At 72.7% G+C, this 26,667-nt stretch carries 22 protein-coding genes; 12 read left to right on the top strand and 10 right to left on the bottom strand.

The genetic code is table 11. The annotated features are described in order from the left end of the window. Positions 1 to 11 precede the first annotated feature (11 nt). Together KUM40_RS20020 and KUM40_RS20015 are read right to left on the bottom strand one after the other, a co-directional pair. Positions 12 to 2,201: an OmpL47-type beta-barrel domain-containing protein gene (locus KUM40_RS20020; RefSeq protein ID WP_217167390.1), complete on the bottom strand. Its 2,190-nt coding sequence runs from the start codon at positions 2,199 to 2,201 to the stop codon at positions 12 to 14. A gap of 14 nt (positions 2,202 to 2,215) precedes the next feature. After that, on the bottom strand, positions 2,216 to 4,693 hold the full coding sequence (locus KUM40_RS20015; protein WP_217167370.1) for a ThuA domain-containing protein: 2,478 nt from the start codon (positions 4,691 to 4,693) through the stop codon (positions 2,216 to 2,218). A gap of 200 nt (positions 4,694 to 4,893) precedes the next feature. Here KUM40_RS20015 and KUM40_RS20010 point away from each other — a divergent pair, with 200 nt between their 5' ends. Next, a complete protein-coding gene (locus tag KUM40_RS20010; protein WP_217167369.1) occupies positions 4,894 to 5,910 on the top strand; it encodes a multicopper oxidase domain-containing protein in 1,017 nt (338 codons plus the stop codon). A 66-nt stretch (positions 5,911 to 5,976) separates the two neighbouring features. Beyond that, positions 5,977 to 7,185 (top strand): LacI family DNA-binding transcriptional regulator, encoded by a 1,209-nt coding sequence (locus KUM40_RS20005; protein ID WP_308401193.1) that lies wholly within the window; start codon positions 5,977 to 5,979, stop codon positions 7,183 to 7,185. Between the two features lie 67 nt (positions 7,186 to 7,252). Here KUM40_RS20005 and KUM40_RS20000 read toward each other — a convergent pair whose 3' ends face one another. Continuing rightward, a complete protein-coding gene (locus KUM40_RS20000; protein WP_217167368.1) occupies positions 7,253 to 8,038 on the bottom strand; it encodes a VOC family protein in 786 nt (261 codons plus the stop codon). 191 nt (positions 8,039 to 8,229) lie between these two features. On the opposite strand from KUM40_RS20000, the gene KUM40_RS19995 reads away from it, so the two are divergent. Both KUM40_RS19995 and KUM40_RS19990 read left to right on the top strand, forming a co-directional pair. Beyond that, positions 8,230 to 8,475, top strand: a complete 246-nt coding sequence (locus tag KUM40_RS19995) for a WhiB family transcriptional regulator (RefSeq protein ID WP_217167367.1) — start codon at positions 8,230 to 8,232, stop codon at positions 8,473 to 8,475. Positions 8,476 to 8,554: 79 nt separating this feature from the next. Beyond that, positions 8,555 to 11,917, top strand: coding sequence for a hypothetical protein (locus KUM40_RS19990; RefSeq protein ID WP_254395360.1), 3,363 nt, complete (start codon positions 8,555 to 8,557; stop codon positions 11,915 to 11,917). Between the two features lie 21 nt (positions 11,918 to 11,938). On the opposite strand, the gene KUM40_RS19985 is transcribed toward KUM40_RS19990, so the two are convergent. The 3 genes from KUM40_RS19985 to KUM40_RS19975 all read right to left on the bottom strand — a co-directional run bounded on the left by KUM40_RS19985 (position 11,939) and on the right by KUM40_RS19975 (position 15,643). Continuing rightward, positions 11,939 to 12,913: an acyl-ACP desaturase gene (locus KUM40_RS19985; protein WP_217167366.1), complete on the bottom strand. Its 975-nt coding sequence runs from the start codon at positions 12,911 to 12,913 to the stop codon at positions 11,939 to 11,941. Positions 12,914 to 13,069: 156 nt separating this feature from the next. Then, complete coding sequence (ddaH, locus tag KUM40_RS19980; protein ID WP_217167365.1) at positions 13,070 to 13,846, bottom strand: dimethylargininase; 777 nt, start codon at positions 13,844 to 13,846, stop codon at positions 13,070 to 13,072. A gap of 171 nt (positions 13,847 to 14,017) precedes the next feature. Then, the gene (locus KUM40_RS19975) at positions 14,018 to 15,643 is read right to left on the bottom strand and encodes an ABC-F family ATP-binding cassette domain-containing protein (protein ID WP_217167364.1); all 1,626 of its coding nucleotides are present in this window, start codon (positions 15,641 to 15,643) and stop codon (positions 14,018 to 14,020) included. 323 nt (positions 15,644 to 15,966) lie between these two features. Between KUM40_RS19975 and KUM40_RS19970 the strand changes: the two genes are divergently transcribed. Further along, complete coding sequence (locus KUM40_RS19970) at positions 15,967 to 16,647, top strand: GPP34 family phosphoprotein (protein WP_217167363.1); 681 nt, start codon at positions 15,967 to 15,969, stop codon at positions 16,645 to 16,647. A 6-nt stretch (positions 16,648 to 16,653) separates the two neighbouring features. On the opposite strand, the gene KUM40_RS19965 is transcribed toward KUM40_RS19970, so the two are convergent. After that, on the bottom strand, positions 16,654 to 17,070 hold the full coding sequence (locus tag KUM40_RS19965; protein WP_217167362.1) for an SsgA family sporulation/cell division regulator: 417 nt from the start codon (positions 17,068 to 17,070) through the stop codon (positions 16,654 to 16,656). A gap of 247 nt (positions 17,071 to 17,317) precedes the next feature. On the opposite strand from KUM40_RS19965, the gene KUM40_RS19960 reads away from it, so the two are divergent. Both KUM40_RS19960 and KUM40_RS19955 read left to right on the top strand, forming a co-directional pair. After that, the gene (locus tag KUM40_RS19960) at positions 17,318 to 18,457 is read left to right on the top strand and encodes an oxidoreductase (protein WP_254395358.1); all 1,140 of its coding nucleotides are present in this window, start codon (positions 17,318 to 17,320) and stop codon (positions 18,455 to 18,457) included. An 87-nt stretch (positions 18,458 to 18,544) separates the two neighbouring features. Then, a complete protein-coding gene (locus KUM40_RS19955; protein WP_217167361.1) occupies positions 18,545 to 18,874 on the top strand; it encodes a plasmid stabilization protein in 330 nt (109 codons plus the stop codon). Between the two features lie 13 nt (positions 18,875 to 18,887). On the opposite strand, the gene KUM40_RS19950 is transcribed toward KUM40_RS19955, so the two are convergent. Then, positions 18,888 to 19,184 (bottom strand): YciI family protein, encoded by a 297-nt coding sequence (locus KUM40_RS19950; protein ID WP_217167360.1) that lies wholly within the window; start codon positions 19,182 to 19,184, stop codon positions 18,888 to 18,890. Between the two features lie 51 nt (positions 19,185 to 19,235). Between KUM40_RS19950 and KUM40_RS19945 the strand changes: the two genes are divergently transcribed. Beyond that, positions 19,236 to 19,940, top strand: coding sequence for an endonuclease V (locus tag KUM40_RS19945; RefSeq protein ID WP_217167359.1), 705 nt, complete (start codon positions 19,236 to 19,238; stop codon positions 19,938 to 19,940). Here KUM40_RS19945 and KUM40_RS19940 read toward each other — a convergent pair. Beyond that, the gene (locus tag KUM40_RS19940; RefSeq protein WP_217167358.1) at positions 19,928 to 20,122 is read right to left on the bottom strand and encodes a hypothetical protein; all 195 of its coding nucleotides are present in this window, start codon (positions 20,120 to 20,122) and stop codon (positions 19,928 to 19,930) included. The genes KUM40_RS19945 and KUM40_RS19940 overlap by 13 nt on opposite strands. A gap of 193 nt (positions 20,123 to 20,315) precedes the next feature. On the opposite strand from KUM40_RS19940, the gene mmpA reads away from it, so the two are divergent. Next, positions 20,316 to 20,462, top strand: coding sequence for a morphogenic membrane protein MmpA (mmpA, locus tag KUM40_RS19935; RefSeq protein ID WP_217167357.1), 147 nt, complete (start codon positions 20,316 to 20,318; stop codon positions 20,460 to 20,462). Between the two features lie 95 nt (positions 20,463 to 20,557). On the opposite strand, the gene KUM40_RS19930 is transcribed toward mmpA, so the two are convergent. After that, complete coding sequence (locus KUM40_RS19930; RefSeq protein WP_217167356.1) at positions 20,558 to 21,736, bottom strand: trans-acting enoyl reductase family protein; 1,179 nt, start codon at positions 21,734 to 21,736, stop codon at positions 20,558 to 20,560. Between the two features lie 225 nt (positions 21,737 to 21,961). Between KUM40_RS19930 and KUM40_RS19925 the strand changes: the two genes are divergently transcribed. From KUM40_RS19925 to KUM40_RS19915, 3 genes are read left to right on the top strand one after another with little or no spacing between them, the layout of a single operon-like run. Further along, positions 21,962 to 23,182, top strand: coding sequence for a CaiB/BaiF CoA-transferase family protein (locus tag KUM40_RS19925; protein ID WP_254395357.1), 1,221 nt, complete (start codon positions 21,962 to 21,964; stop codon positions 23,180 to 23,182). A gap of 11 nt (positions 23,183 to 23,193) precedes the next feature. Further along, the gene (locus KUM40_RS19920) at positions 23,194 to 24,408 is read left to right on the top strand and encodes an acetyl-CoA C-acetyltransferase (RefSeq protein WP_217167355.1); all 1,215 of its coding nucleotides are present in this window, start codon (positions 23,194 to 23,196) and stop codon (positions 24,406 to 24,408) included. 53 nt (positions 24,409 to 24,461) lie between these two features. After that, a complete protein-coding gene (locus KUM40_RS19915) occupies positions 24,462 to 26,642 on the top strand; it encodes a 3-hydroxyacyl-CoA dehydrogenase NAD-binding domain-containing protein (protein WP_217167354.1) in 2,181 nt (726 codons plus the stop codon). Positions 26,643 to 26,667 lie beyond the last annotated feature (25 nt).

Raw genomic sequence — 26,667 nt, 5'->3', positions numbered from 1 at the left:
CCGACCTGTCCCTACAGGTCCTTGATCCGGATGTCGCGGTACGAGACCACGTCCGAGGTGCTGTGCACCTGGAGTCCGATGTAGCCGGAGGCGAACCGCCGCCCGTCGGTGCCCGGGTCGTCCGAGCGCTCGGGGTAGAAGGTCTGGCCGCCGAAGTTGTCGAACTCGTTGATCAGCACGCCGTTGCGGTAGATCGAGTAGTGCTGGTCCACCACGCGGATCTCGTAGTCGTTCCAGGTGCCCTTCTCCGTCACGCCCGCGCCGGCCAGGCCGACCCGGTCGAAGCCGTAGAGGGAACCCGTCTTGTACATGTCGCCGGTCGGGCTGTCGAGCACCTGCACCTCGTGCCCGTACTTGATGGCGACCCACTCCGGACGCGACTCCTCCGGGTGGTCGTGCACCTGCGGGAAGCGCACGAAGACGCCGCCGTTGGTGTTCGCGGTGCCCGCCGCGTCGTCCCGCCACTGGAGCTTCAGCGAGAAGTCGCCGTACTTGCGCTCGGGGAACCACAGCATGCCCATGCCGGGCGTGCTGGTGCTGGACGTGATCGACCCGTCCGGGTTCAGCCCGAACGAACCGCCGCCCACCTGCTCCCACTTGGCGAAGGACTCCTGGCTGCCGTCGAGGATCGTGCGGTAGCCCTCGGTCTGGCCGGGCTTGCCGATCTTCGACTGACGGGCGGCCTTGTTGATCGCCCGGTACTCCCGCCGGTCGATGACCCCCTCGTCCAGGAGCGCCTGCCCGACCTCACGGACGTGCTTGAGGAAGAGCGCCTGGGACGTCCACTCCTTCTCGTCCTCGATCATCTCGTTGATCCGGCACCGGTTGTTGGTGACCCGGTTCGGCACCCCCGAGTCGACCGTGCCGACGATCACCGTGAGGCGCTCGTCGTACTCCGGGCAGGGCGGCGCGGGAACCTCGCCGGCCACCACCGAGAAGCTCACGGTCAGCGACTCGGAGGTGTTGCCCGCCTTGTCGCTCGCCCGGTACGCCACGGTGTGCCGGCCCACGCGGTCCACGACCACCGGGTCGGTGTACGCCAGGTAGGGCCCGGCGTCCAGCGAGTACTCCGTACCGGCGACGCCGGAACCGCCCTCGTCCGTGGCGTTCACGGTCACCTTCGCACTGCCGACGTAGGCGCCGTCGGAGTTCTTGGTGCCGTCCACGGTCGCGCCGGTCACCGGCGGGGTGGTGTCCTGCGGGGGAGCGGCGGCCACGGTGAAGTCGACGCTCTTCTCCGCCGCGACGTTGCCCGCCTTGTCGGTGGCCCGGTAGCGCACGGTGTGCTCGCCGACCTCGTGCACCATGACCGGCGCCGTGTACGCCGTCCAGGCGCCGTCGCCGACCGCGTACTCGATGGTGTTGACGCCGGAACCGGTGTCGGAGGCGGTGACGGTCACCGTCGCCATGTCGATGTACGCGCCGTCCGCGTTCTTCTCGCCGCTGACCGTCGCCGAGGTCTCCGGCGCCGTCGTGTCGTCGGTGTCCGGGGCGGCCACGGCGAACGCGACGCTCTTCTCCTCGGCGGCGTTGCCCGCCTTGTCGAACGCCCGGTAGCGCACCGTGTGTTCGCCGACCTGGTCGACGACGACCGGCGTGGTGTACGGCTGCCAGGCGCCGTCGGCACCGAGCGCGTACTCGATCCGCTCGACGCCGGAACCGCCCTCGTCGGTGGCGGCGAGCGTCACGGTCGCGCTGCCGACGTAGGCGCCGTCGGCGTTCTGCGTGCCGCCCACCTCGGCCGAGGTCGCGGGCGCGGTGGTGTCCTCGCCACCGCCGCCCTCGGTCACCACGAGCACGCCCGTCATCTGGCCGTGGCCCGGGATCGTGCAGTGGTACATGTACGTGCCGGGGGTGAGGGTGACCTCGGCCGTGTGCTTGCCGCCCTCGGCGTCGTTCGGGTTGGCCAGGATGTTGAGCTGGACGTCCTGGTTGTACTCGGGATCGCTGGTCATGAACGTCAGCGTGTGCGGCATGCCGGTGGTGTTGCCGGTGGCCTCACTGTTCTCGAAGACGATCGTGGCCGGACCGGCCACCGCCGTCTCGGGCGCGGACGTGTAGTGGGTGATGTCGTTGCCCGCGGTCCAGGTGAGGACCTGGTCGGCCGCCGCCGCGGTGGGTGCCGCGGCGGGCTGCCCGGAGGCGGAGGTCGCCTGCAGACCGAGCATCATCAGCAGGCCGGCCAGCAGCGCGGCCCACATTCTTCGTTGGCGTATCACTCGGTCCCCCTCGCGAGCTGTCCGGCGGCCGGCGTCGGCCCACCGCCCTCATAAGTGACACGCCACAGGGCCGACTTGGAGTCCGAGGTGAAGAAGCCGCGGCCGTAGTCGAGGACGTACAGCGCGCCGTCCGGGCCGAACTTCCAGCCCATCAGGTTCTTGATGCCGTCGTTGCCGACCGGCACGATCTTCTTCAGCGACTCCGAGTGCACCGGCAGACCGCCGTCACCCAGTGTCTTCGGGTCCATCAGCACCGCGTTGCGCGGCTGGTCGGAGTCGTAGAAGTCACCGACGAACCACTTGCCGTCCCAGTACGCGGGCCACTTGGTATCGCTGGTGCTGTCGGCGTCGTAGCGGTAGACCGGGCCGTTCATCGCGGCCTGGCCGCCGCCCTTGAGCCAGGGCAGCCGGTAGGTGGCCTCGTCCTCCTCGTACGACGGGATGCCGTTCTCGTCGCGCGGGTAGTCGGGGCCGCCGCCCTGCGGCGAGTACCAGATGTTGTTGCCGGTCACCGGCGGCAGGTTGACCAGGCCGTCGTTGTTCGGCGACTCGTTCTTCGGGTGGTCGCAGTCGTACCAGCCCAGCGGCTTCGACGGGTCCGGCAGGTTCCGGTCCCGGTACGGCTGCTTGTTGCCCATGCAGTACGGCCAACCCCGGTTGCTCGCCTTGGTGATGGCGGCGAACGTGTCGTACTTGGCCGGACCCCACGTCGGCGACGGAGCACCGGCGTCCGGGCCGACCCAGCCCGCGTAGAGGATGTCGGTCTTCTTGTCGACGGAGATGCGCGCCGGGTTGCGGACGCCCATCACATAGATCTCGCCGCGCGTCTTGCCACCGCCCTCGGCGGTCTCCTTGCCGGTGAAGAGATTGCCCTCGGGGAGCGTGTACGTCCCGTCCGGCTCCGGGTGGATGCGCAGGATCTTGCCGTTGAGGTTGTTGGTGTTGCCCGCGGTGCGGCGCGCGTCGGCGAAGGACACGCCCTTGAAGTTGGGCTCCGGGTTGTTGCCCGAGTAACCGCCGCTGAATCCACTGGAGTTGTTGTCACCGGTGGCGATGTACAGGTTCCCCTTGGAGTCCCAGGCCATCCCGCCGCCCGCGTGGCAGCAACTGTGGATCTGCACCGGCCACTTCAGTAGCACCTTCTCGCTGCCGAGGTCCAGCTTGTTGGTCGCCAGGTCGAGGGTGAAGCGGGAGACGCGCCGCTCGGCCATGTGGGTCTCGCGGTTGATCTCGGAGTGCGGGGTGTAGTGCAGATACACCCACCCGTTCTCCTCGAACTCCGGGTCCAGCTCGATGCCGAGCAGGCCCTCCTCGACCTTGGTCAGCTCGTCGCCGCCGCCCTTGTTGCCGAAGACGGTCAGCGCACCGGCGAGGGTGACCTTGTCGGTCTTCGGGTCCCAGACGTGGATCTGGCCCTTGCCCTTGCCGACGTCCGGGTCGTCCCAGTCGGTCACCACGGGCTGGGAGGAGTCCGCGCCGCCGCGACCGATGTAGAGGATGCGGCCGTCGGGGGCGGCGACCAGGCCGTGCGGTTCGCCGATCTGGTCGTTCTGGCCGGGCTGGTTGGGCTCGGTGAGCCGCTCGGCCTTGTAGTTGTCGGTGATGGTCGCCTTGCAGTCGGCCTGCGACAGCCGCGTCGTCCACAGCAGGGCGCCGCGCAGATGGGTGCGGAAGTCGGCCTCGTCGTACGACGAGACCGTGCCGCCCATGCCGGTGTAGAAGGACCGGCCGCCGTCGTAGTCCCGGCACCAGCTCACCGGGTGGTCCCAGCCGTTGGCGCTCGCGCCGGGGTCGTACGTCGACTCGCGCACCCGGGCCACGGTGTGCACGTCACCGGACGGGTTCTGCTGCCAGTTCAGCCACTCGTCGGGCCGCTTCCACTCCATCGGCAGGTCCTTGGTGGCCGGATGCCGCCGGTCACCCACCTCGACCGTGGCCCGCTGGACCTTGGTCGGACTGTCGGCGGCGGGACGGGCGCCGACCAGACCGGTGAACCAGTCCGAGTACGGCTCCGCGCGGGCCGCGTCGTGGACGCCGACGAACCCGCCGCCGGCCTCCATGTACGCCTCGAGACCCGCCTCCTGGGCCGGGGCGAGGACGTCACCGCCGCCGGTGAGGAACACGATCGCGTTGAAGCGGCCGAGCCTCTTCTCGTTGGTGAAGACGTCGGCGTTGTCCGTGGCCTGGACCTTGAAGCGCTCCTTGGCCGGGCCGGACAGACCGATCCGCTCGATGGCCGCGATCCCGGCGTTGACCACCGGTGACTCGTCCCCGGCCGCGGCGGAACCGTAGAAGATCAGCACACGTACGTTGGAGCCGCCCGGTGGCGACTTGATCGACATCGTTGTCAGGGATGGATCCGGCGCCGGACGCGCGCTGGCACTCGGGCCAGCCAGCAGTCCCGCGGCGACGAAAGCGGCGGTGGCGCACGCCGCCCAGCCTCTTCTTCTCGCGCTCAACCCTCTTAAAGGCATGGGCACCTCCTCGGTCACAGCAGCAGCGCCAAGGAAGCTAGACCTCTTTGCGCGGTTCGCCAATAGGTATGACCGGGATCGAACGAACTTTGTCCTGAGTGTGGATAAACGCGGCGGCAACCGGTACGGTCCCACAGGTTCATCACAGCCAATCAGGCCCTGAGTCTGCACACATTCCGTATCGGCGTGGGGAGTTCGGCATGGACAGGCGAGGCTTCAACCGACGCGTGCTGCTGGGCGGCGCGGCCGTGGCGACATCGTTGTCCATCGCCCCGGAGACCGCGGGCGCGGCCGCCGCGGCCAAGGGGGGCACCGCGAAGACGGCGCCGGCCGGGGGCGAGGTGAGACACCTCAAGATGTACGCCGAGAAGCTGGCCGACGGCCAGATGGGCTACGGCTTCGAGAAGGGCAAGGCGTCCGTCCCGGGCCCGCTGATCGAGCTGAACGAGGGCGACACGCTGCACATCGAGTTCACGAACACGATGGACGTACGGGCGAGTCTGCACGTCCACGGCCTGGACTACGAGATCTCCAGCGACGGCACGGCGATGAACAAGAGCGACGTCGAGCCCGGCGGCACCCGCACCTACACCTGGCGCACCCACAAGCCCGGCCGACGCGACGACGGCACCTGGCGGCCGGGCAGCGCGGGCTACTGGCACTACCACGACCACGTCGTCGGCACCCCGCACGGCACCATCGGCATCAACAAGGGCCTGTACGGACCGGTGATCGTGCGCCGCAAGGGCGACGTGCTGCCCGACGCCACCCACACGATCGTCTTCAACGACATGACCATCAACAACCACAAGCCCTTCACCGGCCCCGACTTCGAAGCCACCGTGGGCGACCGCGTCGAGATCGTCATGATCACGCACGGCGAGTACTACCACACCTTCCACATGCACGGTCACCGCTGGGCGGACAACCGCACCGGCATGCTCACCGGCCCCGACGACCCGAGCCAGGTCATCGACAACAAGATCACCGGCCCGGCGGACTCCTTCGGCTTCCAGATCATCGCGGGGGAGGGGGTGGGCGCCGGGGCGTGGATGTACCACTGCCACGTCCAGAGCCACTCCGACATGGGGATGGTGGGGCTGTTCCTGGTGAAGAAGCCGGACGGCACGATCCCCGGGTACGAGCCGCACGAGCACGGCGCGACGGACGAGGCGAGCGGGGAGCCGGCCGGCGAGGAATCCGCGCACCACCACTGAGCCGGCGGAGCACTCCCTGCGGCCCGACGGCCTGCCGCTATTCTGAGCGGCAGCCGCCGAGGAGGAGTGCCCGTGACCGCGCCGCGTCCCACGCTCGAGGCCGTGGCCGAGCGCGCCGGGGTCTCACGGGCCACCGTGTCCCGCGTGGTCAACGGGGCGCACGGGGTGCGGGACGCGCTGGCCGAACGGGTCAGGCGCGCGGTGGAGGAACTCGGCTACGTGCCCAACCAGGCCGCCCGCTCCCTGGTGACCAGGCGCCACGACGCCGTCGCCGTCGTCGCCGCCGAACCTGAGACGCGGATCTTCGCCGACCCCTACTTCGCCCAGCAACTGCGCGGCATCAGCAAGGAACTGACGGCCCACGACAGCCAGCTCGTCCTGCTGCTCACCGAGGGCCGCGAGGACCACGCGCGCGTCGGCCGCTACCTGGCCGGCGGCCACGTCGACGGCGCCCTCGTCTTCTCCCTGCACCTGCACGACCCGCTGCCCGGGCTGGTGCGCAGCGCCGGGGTGCCGACCGTGTTCGGCGGGCGCCCCGACTGGCCCGACTGGGAGGACGGCCGGGACGACGTGGTCTACGTCGACAGCGACAACCGCGGCGGCGCCCGCGCCGCCGTCCGCCATCTGGCCGGGCTGGGCCGCACCCGCGTCGCGCACATCACCGGCCCGCTCGACCAGACCTCCGCCGCCGACCGGCTCGAGGGCTTTCGCGACGTCCGGGCCGGCGTCGACCCCGGGCTGATCGCGCGGGGGGACTTCACCTCGGGCGGAGGGGAGCGGGCGATGCGGGAACTGCTCGACCGCTGCCCCGACCTGGACGCCGTGTTCGCGGCCAACGACCTCACCGCGGCCGGCGCGCTGCGGGTGCTGCGCGAGCGCGGGCGGCGGGTGCCGGACGACGTGGCCGTGGTGGGCTTCGACGACATGCTGCCCGTCGCCGAACAGACCGACCCGCCGCTGACCACCGTCCGTCAGGACATCGAGGGGATGGGCCGGCTGATGGCCCGCCTGCTGCTGCGCGGCCTGGACCGCGGAACGGCCACCGACGACCGGGGGGACGGGGACGGTCTCGGCACCTCCGGCACCTCTGGCACCTCCGGCACCTCTGGCACCTCTGGGTCTCCGGATACCTCCGAGGCCTCCGGCACTTCCGGCACCTCCGGGACTCCGGATACCTCCGGCACCTCCGAGTCCTCCGAGGACTCCAGGGCCCCGGCAAGTACCGCGTCCGGCGTGATCCTGCCGACCACCCTGGTCCACCGCGCCACGGCGTGAGCACGGGCGCGCCGGGCGCCGCCTCCAACGCCCCGAGGCCTGCACCCCGTCTCCTGCGCCCCGCCTCCTACGCCTGCCGCGGCATCGGCGTGAGTACGGCGAACCGGGCGCTGTACGGGTCGGTGAGGTAGGCGATGCGGCCGACGCCCTCGATGGTGGTCGCGGGCATCCGCACCGTGCCGCCCAGCTCCGTGGTCCGGACGGCCACGGCGTCCGTGTCGGTGACCGCGAAGTACGGCAGCCATCCGGCGTCCGTGTCCGCCGGGTCCTCGGCGAGCGGGACGACACCGCCGAACATGGCGTCCTCGCCCTCGCCGGCCGGATTGACGCAGGTGTAGGAGCCGCCGGGGAAGGAGACGGCGGAGGTCTCCAGGCCCAGCACCGACCGGTAGTACGCGGCGGCGGCCGCGATGTCCGCCGTGTGCAGCTCGACCCAGCACAGCGCGCCGGTCTCGCCGACCACGTCCAGGCCGGCGCGCTGCCCCGGCTGCCAGATGCCGAACGGCACCCCGGCTCGGTCGGCGAGGATCGCCATGGTGCCCTGGTCCATGACGTCCATCGGCCGCACGAGGACCCCGCCGCGGGCCTGCTCGGAGGCGCTCGCGGCCGCCCCCGCGTCCGGGGCCTGGAAGTACACGGTCCAGGACGGCGGGCCCTGATCCTCCGTGGTGCGCATGCCTCCGGCCACGATCCGGCCGTCCAGTTCGAAGAAGCCGTAGCCGCCGGCCTCCGGCCCCGCCGACCGGAACCGCCAGCCGAAGAGTCCGCCGTAGAAGGACGTGGCGCCGTCGAGGTCGGAGGTACCGACGTCGAGCCAGTTCGGAGCGCCGGTGACGAAACGGGTGGTGAGCATGATCGCCCTCCTCGGAAGTGTCCCGTTGCCTGCACTGCCGAGTCTTCCACCGACCACTGACAACCGCTTCCGCGCGCCGCCGTGCGCCGCCGTGCGCGGCGTAGGACCATCTGATCGGCTGCGGGTGCCGGACGCGCGGCGTTGATCGCGCGTTGATCGAATGTTTTTCGCCTCCGGGCACGCTCCTGTCCATGTACATCGAGATGACCGAGACGCCCGACCTCAGCTGGCAGGAAGAGGCGTTGTGCGCACAGACCGGGGGAGACTTCTTCTTCCCCGAGCCCGGCAGCTCCGTGCGGGACGCCAAGCGGATCTGCGCCCTGTGCCCGATCCGCTCGATCTGCCTGGAGTTCGCGCTGAGCAACGACGAGCGATTCGGAGTCTGGGGCGGGCTGTCGGAGAAGGAGCGGCTGGCCCTGCGGCGCACCACGCCCTGAGCACGGCCTTCCGGTAACGGCGCCCGCCCGCAGCCGTAATTCGCTGTGCCGCGCCCGCCCCGGCAGGCACAATCCCCGCATGTCCCGAACCGCCGCACAGCACGAGGCCGAGAGCCTGCTGCACGCCCTCGATCCGCTCGCCCACCCGCGGCGCATGCGCGAACTCGTGGCGCGGGTGCGGGAGTCGGCCGACCCGCGGCCCGTGCTCGCCGAGCTCGAACGGCACGGCGCCCACGGACGCCGGCTCGCCGTCGTCGCCGCCTCCGCCGCGGGCGACACCGAGTGGATCGCGGACCGGATCGCCGACCCCGACCCGTACGTGCGCGGTCACGCCCTGCGGGTCGCCGACAGCCTGGGTGTGCCGGACGCGGCCTTCGAGGCGGGGCTCGCCGACGCCCCCGAGGCGGTCCGCCGGGGCCTGCTGCGCGCCGTCGTGGCCGGTGGGCGCACCGCCCTCGCCGACCGGCTGGTCGACGGGGTGCGCCGCGACTGGGGCGACACCGAGGCGACCCGGCTGCTGCCGGGCTGCACCGCGCCGACGGTCGCCCGGCTGCTGCCCGACCTGCTGTACGCCGTCCGGGCCTGGAACCCGCTGGCGAAGCGGCACCGCGCGGCGCTGTCCGCCGTGCTGGAGGCCGAGCTGGCCGCGCGGCCCGAGGCGCTGCGCGACATCTGGTGGGGCCGGTACGCGCCCGCGGTGGCCACGCTCGCGCCCGCCGAGCCCGCGCGGGTGCTGGCGATGCTGGCGGAGCGGGGGCCGAGCCGCCTGCCGTACGAACTGCGCGGTCACCTCCCGGCGTTCGCCGCCGCCGACCCGCGGCGCGTGCTGCGCCTGCTGCCCACGCCCGCCTGGGCCCCCGTCGTCGGCGTCCACCGGCTGGGCCGCACCGTGCTGCACCGGCTGACCCGCACCGACTCGCCCGAACTCGTCGCCTACGCCCGCGTCCTGCTGCCCTACGGCGACCTCCCGAAGCTGCTGAAGGCGCTCCCGCCCGCCCGGCGCCACACCCTGTGGACGGCCGTGCGCGAGGGGCGGGGGCCCGGCGGCACGGTCGGCGTCGACGAGCCGCTGCTGGAGGTGCTGCCGCGGCGCCACGCCGCGCGTGAGGCCCGGGAGGCCGCCGCCCGCGCGCGTGAGGCCGGTGCGGGAGAGCACGCGGTCCTGACCGCCGAGTCCTTCCTCCCGGTGGCCGAGGTCCACGACCGGCTGCTGGCCGCCACCCGGCGCCCGGACGCCGACGACCGCGCCGGCGCCTGGACCCTGCTGATCCGCAACGCCGCACGCTCCGGCGACCCGGCCGCCGTCACCGCCGTACTGGAGGACATGGCGCGGCTGCGCAACGAACAGGACCCGGTGCGATCCGCCGCGCTGCGGGCGGCACGCACCGTCCGGGCCGACCTGTTCACCGAGGACGCCGCCGAGCACCTGGACCGCCTCGCCACCGACGCCGTCGAGGCCCGCGACTCCTCGCCCGAGGCCCGCCGGCTGCTCGGCGAACTCGCCCTCGCCGTGCTGCGCGAGCACGCGGCGGGCGGCACGCGCACGCTGGTGAACTGGGCGCTGCGCACCCTCGTCCGGATATCCGGCACCACGGGCGGCGCCGACCTCGGCCGCCTCGACCGCACCCTGCGGCGCGGCCAGGAGCACCAGGTGTACGAGGCGCTGCGCCCGTGGATCGAGGCGGGCGCCGAGAAGGCCGACTACGGCCTCGTCTTCGCGCTCGCCCGCGCGGTGGGCCCCCGCGCCGCCGGGATGCCGGAACTCCAGGACCTGCTCTGGCAGGCCGTCCGGTACGGCAACGACACGACCGCGCGCACCGCGGTCGCCCTGTGGCTCGAACCGTCCGCCACCCGCGACGAACGCGCCGCCCGCGTCCTCGCCCACGAACCGTCGGCGGCCGCGCTGCCGCCGGTGCGCGCGGTGGTCGTCCGGCGCCGCACCGACCTGCTCGACCCGCTGCTCGCCGAGACGCCGCCGTACGGCCGCTTCCTGACCAAGGGCACCTCCTGGTCCATGCCGGTGGCCGCGCACGAGGTGGCCCGGTGGGTGCCGCGGCAGCAGGCCGCGCTGCTCCGCCAGTGCGCCGCCCTGGCCGCCGACGCCGGGCTGCCTCTGTACGCGCGGGCCGGCGCCCTCACGCGGGCCGCCGCCGTGCCCGACGGCGGCGCCGACCTCCTGCGCCGCTGGACCGGATCGGCGGACGTCGTCCTCGCCGAGGCCGCGCTCGCCGCCCTGGCCCGCACCGACCGGGCCGCCGAGACGCTGTCCGAGCTGCTGGCCCATGCCGGCGGCGACCGGGCCCGCGTCGCCGTGTACGCGGTCACCCAGGCGTCCCGGCGGGCGCGCCCGTCGAGCCTCGCCGGGCGGCTGCGGGAGGTACTGCGGGCCCAGGACGCCAAGGTGACCAGCCGTAAGGAAGCGGTCCGGCTGGCGGCGGTCCGCCTCCCCGTGCCGGATGCCGCGGCCCTGATCACCGAGGTCTACGCCCGCCCGGGGACCCATCCGGACGTACGCGCCGCCTGTGTCGCCTTCGCCCACGGGCTGCTCGCGCGGGAGGAGACCTGGGAACTGCTGCACGACGCGGCGAACGGCGTGCCGGTCCTGCGGGCGGCCCTGCTGCGGGCGGCGCCGCAGAACCTGCCCGAGGCCCACCGCGGCCGGTACGCCCGCCTGGTGCGCGACGTCGCCGTCACCGACGACCCCGCCACCGCTCTCCTCGCCTTCCACGCCCTGGCCCACTGGATCCCCTGGTCGGCCGAGGGGGCCGGGGTGCTGACCCGAGCCGTCACGGACCTCACGAACCGGGCGACCTGGCACGCGGCGGCCAACGCCCTGATCAGCGCGGCGTCGAGCGCGCCGGATGGCCTGGCCGGGCTGCTGGACGCCCTGCGCGCGCTCGCCGGGACGGAGGCCGACGGGGACAGCGACGCGGGGGAGCGGCGGGACCGGCCGGCCCGTCAGCGCGTCGAGTACCTCATCGCCGGACTCGGGTCGGGCGGCTTCCGCTCCGAGGCGGCGGTCCGCCCGGCCGCCCTCGCCGCCGCCGAGCTGCTCTCCGGGTACGACGCCCACGTGGCGCAGGCCGCCGGGCTCGCGGCGAACCACGTCGACCTGGCCGCCCTGCCACCGCGCCTGGACCGGGTCACCGCCCTGGCAGGAGCCGACCGCCCGGCACTCGCCGCGCGGATCGCCGACGAGGTCGGCGGGCGCCTGCAGACCCGGGAGCTGCCGGGCGACGCGGCGGTGCTGCTCGCCGAGGCCAGGGCGCTGGCCGCGCACGGCGGCCATGCCCAGGGACTCATGGCCGTCGCCGTCACCGGCGCGCTCGGCGACCGGGAGGACTGGCCCGCGCCCTGGCGCGAACTGCTGCGCACCCTGCGCCGCCATCCGGTCCCCGACGTGCGCGACGCGGCACTGGAGGAGACGACGGTCTACGAGTGACGACTGCGGAGGAGGGTGCGGTCAGCCCGCCGCGCGGGCCGCCATCCGGGCCTTGCGCGCCGCCAGCTTCTCGTCGAACTTCGCGGCCTCGGCGTCGAGCCCGCCCATGTAGAGGCCCAGCTCCTCCTGGGCCGCCTGCCCGTCGGGACCGAGGCCGTCGATGTCCATGATCTTCAGGAAGCGCAGCACGGGCTGGATCACGTCGTCGTGGTGGATGCGCAGGTTGTAGACCTCGCCGATCGCCATCTGCGCGGCGGCCCGCTCGAAGCCGGGCATGCCGTGACCGGGCATCCGGAAGTTCACGACCACGTCCCGGACCGCCTGCATCGTCAGGTCGGGCGCCAGGTCGAAGGCCGCCTTGAGGAGGTTCCGGTAGAAGACCATGTGCAGGTTCTCGTCGGTCGCGATGCGGGCCAGCATGCGGTCGCAGACCGGGTCTCCGGACTGGTGGCCCGTGTTGCGGTGCGAGATGCGGGTGGCCAGCTCCTGGAAGGCCACGTAGGCCACCGAGTGCAGCATCGAGTGCCGGTTGTCCGACTCGAAGCCCTCGCTCATGTGGGCCATGCGGAACTGCTCGAGCTGGTCCGGGTCGACCGCGCGCGAGGTGAGCAGGTAGTCGCGCATCACGATGCCGTGCCGGCCCTCTTCGGCGGTCCAGCGGTGCACCCAGGTGCCCCAGGCTCCGTCGCGGCCGAAGAGGCTGGCGATCTCGTGGTGGTAGCTGGGGAGGTTGTCCTCCGTCAGCAGGTTCACCACGAGGGCGATGCGGCCGATGTCCGTGACCTTGGACTGGCCCTTCTCCCAGGCCTCGCCGTCCTCGAAGATCCCCGGGAAGTTCCGGCCGTCGGTCCACGGCACGTACTCGTGGGGCATCCAGTCCTTGGCGACCTTCAGATGCCGGTTGAGTTCCTGCTCGACCACCTCCTCCAGCGCGTACAGCAGCCGGGCGTCGGTCCATTCTGCGGAACTACCGAGGTGCGGGGAGACGATCGTCACGAAGAACTCCATGGGGACGTGCGACAGCGGGGAGCGGCCCGGCGAGCGGTGCCGGGAACCTACGGGATCGTAGGCTACGAAACCGTAGGTTACGAGACCGTAGGTTAAGCGCACTGTAAAGGTTGCTGATCAGCCACCGTTTGGCGGGGTGAAAGTTCAGGCGTACAGCTCGCGCAGCCGGACCGAGAGGCACGTCACACAGCCCTCGAGCTTCTCGAACTCGCCGATGTCGACGACCACCGGATCGTGGCTGAGGTCGGCGAGCAGTTCCGCCGTCTTCGGCGCGCTGGCCGCCATCAGCAGCTTGTCGCCGCCGAGCAGCACCACGTGCGCCCCCGACTCCTCCGGCACCGGCAGGAAGCGGGGGAACAGCGACGGCACGTCCGTCATCGGGATGTGCCCGACGACCGTTCCGTCCGGCAGCGCGGTGACCGCCGACTTCAGATGCAGCACCTTGCTCACCGGCACCGGGACGACCCGGGCGCCCAGCGGCTCGAACGCCGCACGTAGCTGCTGGACGCCGGCCGCGTTGGTGCGCCCGCCGCGTCCCACGTAGATCGTGTCGCCGATCTTCAGGACGTCGCCGCCGTCCAGGGTGCCCGGCTCCCAGACCCAGTTGACCGAGCAGCCGAGCCGGGCCACCGCCTCCTCGACGCCGGCCGTCTCCGCGCGCCGCGACTCGGCTCCGGGCCGCGTGATCAGCGCGACGTTCCGGAACACGACGACCGTGTCCTCGACGAAGACCGAGTCCGGGCAGTCGTCGGCCGGGTCCACCTCCAGCGTCTCCCAGCCGTGCGCCCCCAGAGCCTCGACGTACGCGTCCCACTGCTCGACCGCCAGGTCGTGATCGACCTTCTCCCGTTCGATGTGCGTCACCAGCCCTTCGGCGAGCCGGGGACTGGGGCGGCGGACGAGGGCCTTCTTGCTGGGCACGCGGGGCCTTTCGGATCGGCGCGGATCGGTGCGTATCGGCGCGTATCGGGGGGCGGTGAACCGGCGCCGCGTGACGTGGCGCCGGTTCGTCATCATGCAGCGCGGACCTGTGCGGACGGAAGCCCCGCCAGCCCCTCGTGGCCCTCCTGAGACGCTCCGCCGTGCCGGACGCTAGGCGGGATGTCCGACAGCTTCCGGCGTGGTTTCGCGCAGTTCTCCCTCCTCGAACAGCAGCCATCGCGTGACGCCGAGCGACTCCAGGAACGGCATGTCGTGGCTGGCCACGATCAGCGCCCCCTCGTACGACTCCAGCGCCGTGGTGAGCTGCCGCACGCTCGCCATGTCCAGGTTGTTCGTCGGCTCGTCCAGCATCAGGAGCTGCGGTGCGGGCTCGGCCAGCATCAGCGCGGCCAGCGCCGCCCGGAAACGTTCGCCGCCGGACAGCGTCGCCGCCTGCCGGTCGGCACGGGCACCCCGGAACAGGAAGCGCGCCAGCCGCGCCCGGACCCGGTTGTTGGTGGCGCCCGGCGCGAACCGGGCCACGTTCTCCGCGACGCTCAGCTCCTCGTCGAGGACGTCGAGGCGCTGCGGCAGGAACCGCAGCGGGACGTGCGCCGTCGCCTCGCCCGCGACCGGCTCCAGCTCCCCGGCGACCGTGCGCAGCAGCGTGGTCTTGCCCGCGCCGTTGCGCCCGATCAGCGCGATCCGTTCGGGACCGTGCAGATCGAGACCGCCTTCCACCCGGGCGCCGTACATCAGCTCCAGGTTCCGCAGGGTGAGCACGGCCCGGCCCGGCGGCACGGCCGTGTACGGCAGGTCGACGCGGATCTCGTCGTCGTCCCGCACGGCCTCCACCGCCTCGTCGAGCCGCTCCTTCGCCTCGGAGAGCTTCTCCTCGTGCATGACGCGGTACTTGCCGGCGGATTCCTGGGCGGTGCGTGCGCGCAGCTTCATCACCGCCCGGGGCTCGCGCTTGGTGTCGTACATCTTCTGCCCGTACCGCCTGTGCCGGGCCAGGACGACCTGGGCGTCGGCCAGTTCGCGCTTCTGCTTGCGCAGATCCGCCTCGGCCACCCGCACCATCCGCTCGGCCGCCTCCTGCTCCACGGCCAGCGCCTCCTCGTACGCCGAGAGGTTGCCGCCGTACCAGGTGATCGAGCCGGCACGCAGGTCGGCGATCTGGTCGACCAGTTCCAGCAGCTCGCGGTCGTGGCTGACCACGACCATCACACCCGGCCAGGAGTCGACGGCCGCGTACAGCCGCCTGCGCGCGTAGACGTCGAGGTTGTTGGTGGGTTCGTCCAGGAGCAGGACGTCGGGCCGGCGCAGCAGCAGTGCGGCCAGGCGCAGCAGCACCGACTCGCCGCCCGAGACCTCGCCCACGGTGCGGTCGAGCCCGACGTGGCCGAGGCCCAGTTCGCCGAGCGTGGCCAGCGCGCGCTCCTCGACGTCCCAGTCGTCGCCGACGGTCTCGAAGTGCTCCTCGGCCACGTCACCCGCCTCGATGGCGTGCAGCGCGGCCCGCCGGCCGTCGATGCCGAGCGCCTCGTCGACGCGCAGCGCGGTGTCGAGCGTGACGTTCTGCGGGAGGTAACCCACCTCGCCGGCCACGCGGACGGTGCCGTCGGCCGGGGCGAGCTGTCCGGCGATCAGCTTCAACAGGGTTGACTTGCCCGCTCCGTTGACGCCGACCAGCCCGGTTCTGCCGGGTGCGAAGGCGGTGTCGAGGCCTTCGAAGACGGCGGTGCCGTCGGGCCAGGCGAAGGAGAGGGACGTACAGGTGAGGGACGTAGACATACGGGGTCTCCGCGGTTGCTCGATGCGGTCAGGGGCAAACGCGTATCGAGACACCGGAAGCGGACGGCCGACGTCGGAAGCGGAAGGAGGCTCGAACGCCGAGGTCGCACGCGACGTACACACGTGAGATACGTGTGACGCGGTGTCTCAGGACCTCAGACGAGCAACGTCCTTCTCCAATCGGCGGCAACAGAAGCGATACAGAACCTAAGAAAGGACCGGACGGCCTGTCAACGCATTAACGCCGACGCCGGCACGGATACGACGCCGACGCCGACGTTGGCACGGATACGGCCCCGGTCCCACGGCCCCGAGGAGGCCTCGTGCCCGACGGCCCGCTCTCACTGCCGGCCCGGCTCTGCCTGCTGGCCTGGGACCCCGCGCGGTCCGGGGCCGCCGACACCGCCCGGGTCCACCACCTGGTGCGCGCCGGCGCCCTCACCGAACTGGCCCGGCACGGTCTGCTCACCGACGACGACGGCATCGCCACCCCCGCCGACCTGGACTCCCGCACCGGGGACGCCGCTCTGGACGGGCTGCTGGAACTCGTCCGCGAGTCGCTGCCGCACGGGTGGCGCACGTGGGTGCGGCTGCACGCCAGGGTCACCTTCGACGCCGTCCGGGAGCAGTTGGTGGCCGAGGGGTATCTGCGTGCCGAGAAGAGGCGCGTGCTCGGCGTGTTCCCGTCCGTGGACCACACGCTCGCCCGGGTCGCCGTGGCGCGGGCGCTCCGCGAGGACGCGCGGCGCGTCCTGGAGGGGCCGCTGCCGGCCGGGGAGGTCTCCGAGCGGGACGCTGCCGTGGCCGCGCTGGCGGCCGCGGCCGGACTGGGTGTCCCGGCGGGCGCGGGGAGCGGGGCGCGCGGGCGGGACCGGATCACGGAGCTGACCGGGCGCTGCGGGGCGGCGGCACCCGGGATGCGGAAGATCGTGGGCGAGGTGTGGGACGCGGTGAGCGCCGAGACCGCACAGGCCTCGGCGGCGTCGGCGTCGGCGGACGGCTGAGCGAGGTCAGCAGCTCCCGCGCATCAGCTCCGCCAGGTCGTGGTCCAGGTCGAGCTGGAGGTGCTCGAGACCCACGGGCACCAGCTCGCCGGCGGCCCGCAGGAACCGGCGCAGCTCACCCGAGCGCACATGGATCACGGCCGTGCCCTCGGGCGCGTGGAACTCCAGGACGGTGCGGTCGTACCCGTACGGGCGCACCCGCACGTCGCCGTGACCGTCCGGCTCCCGCATCCCGGTGATGAGCAGCTCGCGGGAGAAGGTCCAGCAGACGTCCACGCCCTCGAGGGTGGCGGGGGCGGGAAAGGTCATGCGGACGGCGAACGGGTCGGCGCGGTCGTAGTGCAGGGTCGCGGGAATGTTCGGCATACGCGGCGCGGCGGCGACAAGACGCGCCTCGACGGGCTGCTCGATGACGGTGGGCAACGTCTTGCTCCCTCGTGACGGCTGGACGGGCTCATGGGGTCGTGCGGGCCGGGCACTGGAAGAGACGCCGGAATCAGCCAATCCGTGCACACGACGAGCGAGTGACCTCTGTCACCGCGTTCATGCACAGGAGTGGCACGGCTCTCCTCGCGTGCCCCGTAAGGCACTTGTGGCGCTCGTGGCCACGCGCGCGTGCAGGCCGCGGTCCTCTGGACGGGGCGCGGGCGGTGGGCTAGCTTCGCCCGCCATGAGGCGCTTGGGAAGTAAGCGACGCACGGCACGGGCCGCCCGAACCGGCGGCAGGGGCAAGGGACGGTCGGCGCTCGCGGTCGCCGTGTGCGCGGCCGCGCTGGCGGCGCTGACGGCGGCCACCCCCGCGCAGGCGCACCAGCGGCCGCGTTGGGAGCGGCCGCACTGGGAGCTGAAGGACACCGGCACCGGAGTGCCCGACGTCCGCTTCCGGGGGCTCGCGGCCGTCAGCCGGCACACCGCCTGGGTGGCCGGCACGCAGGGCACGGTCCTGCGCACCACCGACGGCGGCGACACGTGGCGCGACGTCTCCCCGCCGGGCGCGGGCGAGCTGGAGTTCCGGGACGTCGAGGCCTTCGACGCCCGCCGGGCCGTGGCCCTGTCCATCGGCGAGGGCGAGGCGTCCCGCGTCTACCGCACCGACGACGGCGGGGCGACCTGGACCGAGTCCTTCCGCAACACCGACGCGCGTGCCTTCTACGACTGCCTCACCTTCTTCGACCGCCGTCACGGCCTCGCCATGAGCGACCCGGTGGACGGAAAGTTCCGCATCCTGTCGACCAGTGACGGCGGCCGCTCCTGGAACGTGCTGCCCGCCGAGGGGATGCCGGCCGCGCAGGACGGCGAGGCGGGGTTCGCGGCCAGTGGCCAGTGCCTGGTCTCCGCCGGGCCGAGGGACGTGTGGCTGGCCACCGGCGGGGCCGCACGCGCGCGCGTGCTGCACTCCGCCGACCGCGGGCGCACCTGGACGGCCACCGACGCCCCGATCCCGGCCGGCGACCCGGCCCGCGGTGTCTTCGCCCTCGCCTTCCGCGACCGCGCCCACGGCCTCGCCGTCGGCGGCGACTTCCGCCCCGACCAGGCCTCCCCGCGGGCGGCGGCCCGGACCGCCGACGCCGGCCGCACCTGGCGCCCCGCGGACCGGCCGCCGCCGGCCTACCGCTCCGGCGTCGCCTGGCTCCCGCACAGCCGCACCGCCGCCCTCGCGGTCGGCCCCACCGGCACCGACGTCACCACGGACGGCGGCCACACCTGGCGGACGGTCGACACCGGGTCGTACGACACCGTGGACTGCACCCCGGACCTGGGATGTTGGGCCGCGGGCGAGCAGGGCCGGGTCGCCCGGCTGGAGCGCTGACGCGCGCGGGGCGGGGTGTTCGTCCGTAACGTGGGTAACCGTTCGCCGAGCGTGAGAGCGGCGGAGCGTGAGAGGAAGTGAGCGGACATGCCACGCGGTTCGAGCTCCAAACGGGAGCGGCAGTACGAGCACATCAAGGACAGCGCCGAGGACCGGGGCGAGCGCACCGGCCGGGCCAAGGAGATCGCGGCCCGGACGGTGAACAAGGAGCGCGCGCAGTCGGGCGAGTCGAAGACCGCCAGCCGCACGTCCACACAGGACATGCCGCCGAGCAAGCGCGGCGGACAGCGGTCCGGGAAGCGGCAGGGGCCCCAGGGGCCCACCTACGACCAGCTCTACCAGGAGGCCAGGACACGTGACGTCCACGGCCGTTCGAGCATGAACAAGGGCGAGCTGCGGCGGGCGCTCGGCAAGTGAGCCGCGCCGCTCGTCAGCCGAGCGTCTCCCGGTACCGCTCCAGCGCCGGTGCCGTCTTCGTGGCGACGAACTCGGTGACGCGGTACGCGCACACGCCGGCCCTGACGAACGGGTCGCCCGCGGTGATCTCCTCGATCCGCGCACGGTCCTCCGCGACGGCGACGATCACGCCGCCGTCGCGGGGTTCCTTGCGCCCGGACGCCAGGAACACACCCTGCTCGTACCACCCGTCCAGCCAGACCACGTGGTCCGCCAGCACGGCGTCGACGGCTTCGAGCGGGGCGGTGTACGACAGCTCCAGTACGAACATGATCGCGAGCCTACTCCCGGGCTCACGTGCTCCCGTAGGCTTACGGCCACGATGACGACCGTGACCGTGCAGATCCCCGACGGCTGGCCCGCGACCGAGGAGCCGGCCCGCGCCGTCCAGGACGAACTGCGCGCCCGCGTGGTGCTCGACGAGCCCGGCCCGCCGCCCGGCACCGGCCGGGTGACCGGCGTGGACGTCGCCTACGACGACGAACGCGACATCGTCGCCGCGGCGGCCGTCGTGCTGGACGCCGCGACCCTCGCCGTCGTCGCCGAGGCCACGGCCGTCGGGCGGATCTCCTTCCCCTACGTGCCCGGTCTGCTCGCCTTCCGGGAGATACCGACCGTCCTCGCTGCCCTCGAGGCGCTGCCCTGCGCGCCCGGCATGGTCGTGTGCGACGGCTACGGCCTGGCCCATCCGCGCCGCTTCGGCCTCGCGAGCCATCTGGGCGTCCTCACCGGCCTGCCCACGATCGGTGTGGCCAAGAACCCGTTCACCTTCACGTACGACGACCCGGGCGCCCCGCGCGGCAGTACGTCCCCGCTGCTCGCCGGCGCCGAGGAGGTCGGACGTGCGGTCCGTACCCGCGACGCCGTCAAGCCGGTCTTCGTCTCCGTCGGGCACCGGGCGAGCCTCGACAACGCCTGCGCGCACACGCTGGCCCTGGCCCCCGCCTACCGGCTGCCGGAGACCACCCGCAGGGCCGACGCCCTGTGCCGCGCGGCCCTGCGGGCGGCCACCACCTATTCGGCCTGACCCTCGACGCTCCAGCGGCCCACCTCCTGGTACGCCGAGTCGTAGATCACCGAACCGTCGCCGGGCCGCATTTCGTAGTGCTTCAGGTTGCCGCCCCAGTACCGCAGGATCCGCTGCAACTCGCCCGTGGCGTCCTCGGCGAGCGCGCCGTCGTCCATGGTGACTTCGAGAAGGAACTTCATGCCTTCAAGGGTTTCATTGAAGTGCTTGTTGGCACTTTCCCGCGCGCCGCTCGTGGTGGCACCGGCCGAGGGGCGCGCAAGTCTCAAATCCGGGTCTCACATCGCGGCGCGGGCCACTCCGGCGCGGGGCACTCGGATGATCTGAGTATCCGTACGGATGTGCCGCCGCCCGCGCCACCGGCAGGCTGTGGGCATGACGACACACCGCGCACCCAAGGACTCCGCCCGGCCCGGCCGCCCCGTCGAGCGGACGGTGTTCGCGGGCCTGGTGCTGGCGGTGGGCGCGGGGGTGGCCTGGATCGGCGGGATGATCTACACGATCGTCGGGTGGTCGGGATAGGGCCTGCCGGCCGGACCGCGCGCCCGGCCTGACCCGGACCGCGCGCCCGGCCTGACCCGGACCGCGCCCGACCCGACCCGACCCGGCATCGCACGTCAGCGGGTCGCGGCCACCCGGAAGCCGATGCCCGCCGCCCGCAGCCGCTCGGTCAGCGCGTCGCCCATCGCCACGGCCGTCGTGACCTGCCCGGACGTCGGCGGCAGCGCGTCGAGGGCGAGACAGAGCGCCGCCTCTGCGAACATCTTGGCCGTCTCGTCGTACCCGGGATCGCCGCCCGCGACCTCGGTGAACACCTTCCGGCCGCCGCCCTCGCCGACGAAGCGGACCGAGAACCAGCTCTGCGCCCGCCGCTCGGCGCTCGGTCCGTCCCCCGGCTCGAGCCGGCCGGACAGCCAGCGCCGCGCGGACGGCACCTGGGCCGCCGCCACCAGCGCGCCCACGGCCGCCACCCCGCCCACGGCGACGGGCAGCCGCCGTACGGCCGCGTAGTGGCGGTAGCGGAAGTCGGGGCCGTAGCGGTCCAGGGCCTTCGCGGAGCGCCGCACGATCTGCGCGTCGATGGTCGGCAGCGGCAGTGCCCAGGCACCGACCTCCCCGGCGAACCGCGGCGCCCCCGTCGGCGTCACCACGCGGCGCCCCACCAGGCGGGGCTCGTGCCGCCGCCGTTCCAGCGCGGCGGTCCGCAGTTGCCGCCCGCGGGCGAACTGACCCAGCGCGGAGGCGAACGTACCGCCCGAGAAGGTGGCGCCGACGGTCACGAAACCGTCCACGGCCAGCGGCACGCCCTCGGGCAGTTGCCGCACGGTGAAGTGCACGCCCAGGTCGTGCGGGACGGAGTCGAAGCCGCAGGCGTGCACCAGCCGGGCGCCGGTCTCCCGCGCGCGTGCGTCGTGGCGGACGTACGTCAGGTCCACGAACTCGGGCTCACCGGTGAGGTCGAGACAGTCGGTCCCGGCCTCCGCGCAGGCGGCGACCAGCGCGTCGCCGTACCGGACGTAGGGGCCGACCGTCGTGGCCACCACGCGCGCGTGCCCGGCGAGTTCGCGCAGCGAGGCCGGATCGGACACGTCGGCGAGCAGCACGCCGACGTCCGCCGCGCCGGGCAGTCGTTCGCGCAGCCGCCGCAGCTTCTCCTCGCTGCGGCCCGCGATCGCCCAGCGCAGTCCGCCGGGCGCGTGCGCGGCGAGGTACTCCGCGGTGAGCCGGCCGACGAACCCCGTCGCCCCGAAGAGCACGATGTCGTACGGCCGGTCGGCCCTCTTCAGCCTGTTCATGACATCCCTTTCTCGGTCGGCTCGTCACTCGACGGCAACCCCTGGGTCCGCAGCACGCGCCGTTGCCGGTGGCTGAGGCTAGCGTGAGGATCGCGGGCCCGAGAGAGGCCTGCGCCACAATTGGCTAAGCGCTTGCTCGCCCGGGTCTTGTGCCCAGTGGAACACGTTCTTAGCATCATTGGCATCACTGGTGTTACATCGGTTGTGTCACGGAGATGGGGCTGAATGTCGGAAGCGAAAACGCCGACGCGGACGCCGACGCAGACGCCGACGCGGAGGCGGACGACGGGCGCGGGTCCGCTCGCCGGCGTGCGCGTGGTCGAGCTGGCCGGTATCGGTCCCGGCCCCTTCGCCGCCATGCTCCTGGCCGACCTGGGAGCCGACGTCGTCCGCGTCGACCGGCCCGGCGGACCCGGCCTCGGGATCGACCCCGCCCACGACGTCACCAACCGCAACAAGCGCTCCGTGATCGTCGACCTCAAGGCACCCGACGGCCCGGCCCGGGTCCTCGACCTCGCCGAACGCGCCGACGTCCTGATCGAGGGCTACCGCCCCGGCGTCGCCGAACGGCTCGGCGTCGGCCCCGAGCACTGCCACGCCCGCAACCCGCGCCTCGTCTACGGCCGGATGACGGGCTGGGGCCAGGAAGGACCGCTCGCCCAGCGCGCCGGGCACGACATCGGGTACATCGCCCTCACCGGCACCCTCGGCATGATCGGCGCCCCCGGTGAACCCCCGGCCGTCCCCGCCAACCTCCTCGGCGACTACGCGGGCGGCTCCCTCTACCTGGTCGTCGGCGTCCTCGCCGCGCTGCACCACGCGCGCGAGAGCGGCACCGGGCAGGTCGTGGACGCCGCCATCGTCGACGGCACCGCCCACCTCTCCTCGATGATCCACGGCATGCTCGCCGCCGGCGGCTGGCAGGACCGGCGCGGCGCCAACCTCCTCGACGGCGGCTGCCCCTTCTACGGCACCTACGAGACCGCCGACGGCCGGTACATGGCGGTCGGCGCCCTGGAGCCGCGGTTCTACGCCGAGTTCACGCGCCTCCTCGGCATCCCCGACCTGGCACCGGCCCGCGACGACATGGCCCGCTGGCCCGAACTGCGCGAGGCCGTCGCCGCGCGCTTCAAGTCCCGTACCCGCGACGAGTGGACGGCCGTGTTCGAGGGCTCCGACGCCTGCACGGCGCCCGTGCTGTCGCTGCGCGAGGCCCCGCACCATCCGCACCTCGCCGCCCGCGCCACCTTCACCGACCACGGCGGCATCACCCAGCCCGCCCCCGCGCCCCGCTTCTCCGCGACCCCCACCGCCGTACGCACCGGGCCCGCCCGGCCGGGCGCCGACACCGAGGCCGTGGCCCGCGACTGGGACCTGCCCGGACGCCCGGACTCGGAGTCCGGGGGCCCGGACCCCGCCTCGAACACCGCACCGAACCCTCAGTGAAAGGCCTGCCAGTGACCACCGAAGCGTACGTGTACGACGCGATCCGCACCCCGCGCGGACGCGGCAAGGCGAACGGCGCCCTGCACGGCACGAAGCCCGTCGACCTGGTCGTCGGCCTCGTCCACGAGATCCGCGCCCGCTTCCCCGACCTGGACCCGGCCGCCGTCGACGACATCGTGCTCGGCGTCGTCGGACCGGTGGGCGACCAGGGCTCCGACATCGCCCGCATCGCCGCCGTCGCCGCCGGACTGCCGGACACGGTGGCCGGCGTCCAGGAGAACCGCTTCTGCGCCTCCGGTCTGGAGGCCGTCAACATGGCCGCCGCCAAGGTGCGCTCCGGCTGGGAGGACCTGGTCCTCGCGGGCGGCGTGGAGTCGATGTCCCGGGTGCCGATGGCCTCGGACGGCGGCGCCTGGTTCAACGACCCGATGACCAACCTCGCCACCAACTTCGTGCCGCAGGGCATCGGCGCCGACCTCATCGCCACCATCGAGGGCTTCACGCGCCGCGACGTCGACGAGTACGCCGCCCTCTCCCAGGAGCGCGCGGCCACCGCCTGGAAGGACGGCCGCTTCGAGCGCTCCGTCGTCCCCGTGAAGGACCGCGCCGGTCTCACCGTCCTCGACCACGACGAGCACCCGCGCCCCGGCACCACCGCCGACTCCCTCGCGAAGCTCAAGCCCTCCTTCGCCGACATCGGCGAACTCGGCGGTTTCGACGCCGTGGCGCTGCAGAAGTACCACTGGGTCGAGAAGATCGACCACGTCCACCACGCGGGCAACTCCTCCGGCATCGTCGACGGAGCCTCCCTGGTAGCCATCGGTTCCCAGGAGGTCGGCGACCGCTACGGCCTGCGCCCGCGCGCGCGGATCGTCTCCGCCGCCGTCTCCGGCTCCGAACCCACCATCATGCTGACCGGGCCCGCCCCGGCCACCCGCAAGGCACTCGCCAAGGCCGGGCTGACCATCGACGACATCGACCTGGTCGAGATCAACGAGGCGTTCGCCGCGGTCGTCCTGCGCTTCGTCAAGGACATGGGCCTGTCCCTGGACAAGGTCAACGTCAACGGCGGCGCGATCGCGCTGGGCCACCCCCTCGGCGCCACCGGCGCGATGATCCTCGGCACCCTCGTGGACGAACTGGAGCGCCAGGACAAGCGCTACGGCCTCGCCACCCTGTGCGTGGGCGGCGGCATGGGCATCGCCACCATCGTCGAGCGCATCTGACCCCTCCCAACGGATCACGACGGATCACGACGGATCACCAGGAGCACACCCTCATGACCACCGAGTCCACCACCATCCGCTGGGAACAGGACGACACCGGCGTCGTCACCCTCGTCCTCGACGACCCCGACCAGTCCGCGAACACCATGAACCAGGCGTTCCGCGAGTCCCTCGCCGTGATCACCGACCGCCTGGAGGCCGAGAAGGACTCGATCCGCGGCGTCATCGTCACCTCCGCCAAGAAGACCTTCTTCGCCGGCGGCGACCTGCGCGACCTGATCCGCGTCACGCCCGAGACCGCCCAGGACCTCTTCGACGGCGGCATGGCCATCAAGCGCGACCTGCGTCGCATCGAGACCCTCGGCAAGCCCGTCGTCGCCGCCATGAACGGCGCGGCCCTGGGCGGCGGCTACGAGATCGCCCTCGCCTGCCACCACCGCGTCGCCCTCGACGGGCCCGGCTCCAAGATCGGCTGCCCCGAGGTCACCCTCGGCCTGCTCCCCGGAGGCGGCGGCGTCGTCCGCAGCGTCCGGATGCTCGGCATCACCGACGCGCTGCTCAAGGTGCTCCTCCAGGGCACCCAGTACAACCCGCGCCGCGCCCTGGAGAACGGCCTCGTCGACGCGGTCGCCGACAGCCGCGAGGACATGCTCGCCCAGGCCCGCGCGTTCATCGACGCCAACCCGGAGTCCGCCCAGCCCTGGGACCGGCCCGGCCATCGCATCCCCGGCGGCACCCCCGCCCACCCGAAGTTCGCGGCCAACCTGCCCGCCTTCCCCGCCAACCTGCGCAAGCAGACCAACGGCGCCCCCTACCCGGCGCCGCGCAACATCATGGCCGCCGCCGTCGAGGGCTCCCAGGTCGACTTCGAGACCGCCCAGGTCATCGAGGCCCGCTACTTCGTCGAACTGGCCGCCGGGCAGACCTCGAAGAACATGATCCAGGCGTTCTTCTTCGACCTCCAGGCGGTCAACTCCGGGGCCAACCGCCCCCAGGGGTTCGAGTCCCGGAAGGTCACCAAGGTCGCCGTCCTCGGCGCCGGAATGATGGGCGCCGGTATCGCCTACTCGTGCGCCCGCGCGGGCATCGACGTCGTCCTCAAGGACGTGTCCCTGGAGTCGGCCCTCAAGGGCAAGGCGTACTCCGAGAAACTGTGCGCCAAGGCCGTGGCCAAGGGCCGTACGAGCCAGGAGAAGGCCGACGCGCTGCTGGCCCGCATCACGCCGACGTCCGAAGCGGCCGACCTCGCGGGCTGCGACGCGGTGATCGAGGCGGTCTTCGAGGACACCTCCCTCAAGCACAAGGTGTTCCAGGAGATCGAGCACGTCGTCGCCCCAGACGCCCTGCTGTGCTCCAACACCTCCACGCTGCCCATCACCGCGCTGGCCGAGGGCGTCGAGCGGCAGGGCGACTTCATCGGGCTGCACTTCTTCTCGCCCGTCGACAAGATGCCGCTCGTCGAGATCATCAAGGGCGAGCAGACGGGGGGCGAGGCGCTGGCGCGCGCCTTCGACCTGGTCCGGCAGATCAAGAAGACACCGATCGTCGTCAACGACTCACGCGGCTTCTTCACCTCCCGGGTCATCGGCCACTTCATCAACGAGGGCGTGGCGATGGTCGGCGAGGGCATCGAGCCCGCGTCCGTCGAGCAGGCGGCGGCCCAGGCCGGCTACCCGGCCAAGGTCCTCAACCTGATGGACGAACTGACCCTCACTCTGCCCCGGAAGATCCGCCAGGAGACCAGGCGGGCCGTGGAAGAGGCCGGCGGCACTTGGACCGCACACCCCGCCGAGGCCGTCATCGACCGCATGGTCGACGAGTTCGAGCGTCCCGGCCGCAGCGGCGGCGCCGGGTTCTACGACTACGGGGACGACGGCAGGCGCGCCGGGCTCTGGCAGGGCCTGCGTGACCACTTCACGCAGCCGGGGTACGAGATCCCCTTCGCGGACATGCGGGAACGCATGCTCTTCTCGGAGGCGCTCGACACGGTGAAGCTCCTGGAGGAGGGCGTACTGACCTCCGTCGCCGACGCCAACATCGGCTCGATCTTCGGCATCGGCTTCCCCGGCTGGACCGGCGGCGTCCTGCAGTACATCAACGGCTACGAGGGCGGCCTGCCCGGCTTCGTGGCCCGCGCGCGCGAGCTGGCCGACCGCTACGGCGAGCGCTTCACCCCGCCCGCGCTGCTGGTGGAGAAGGCGGACAACGGGGAGGTCTTCACCGACGGCCGCTGACGGCCGCTGACGGCCGCTGACGGCC

The organism is Streptomyces sp. AC512_CC834 (assembly GCF_019049325.1).
Lineage (GTDB): Bacteria > Actinomycetota > Actinomycetes > Streptomycetales > Streptomycetaceae > Streptomyces.
This window is presented reverse-complemented; position numbering and strand designations above follow the sequence as displayed.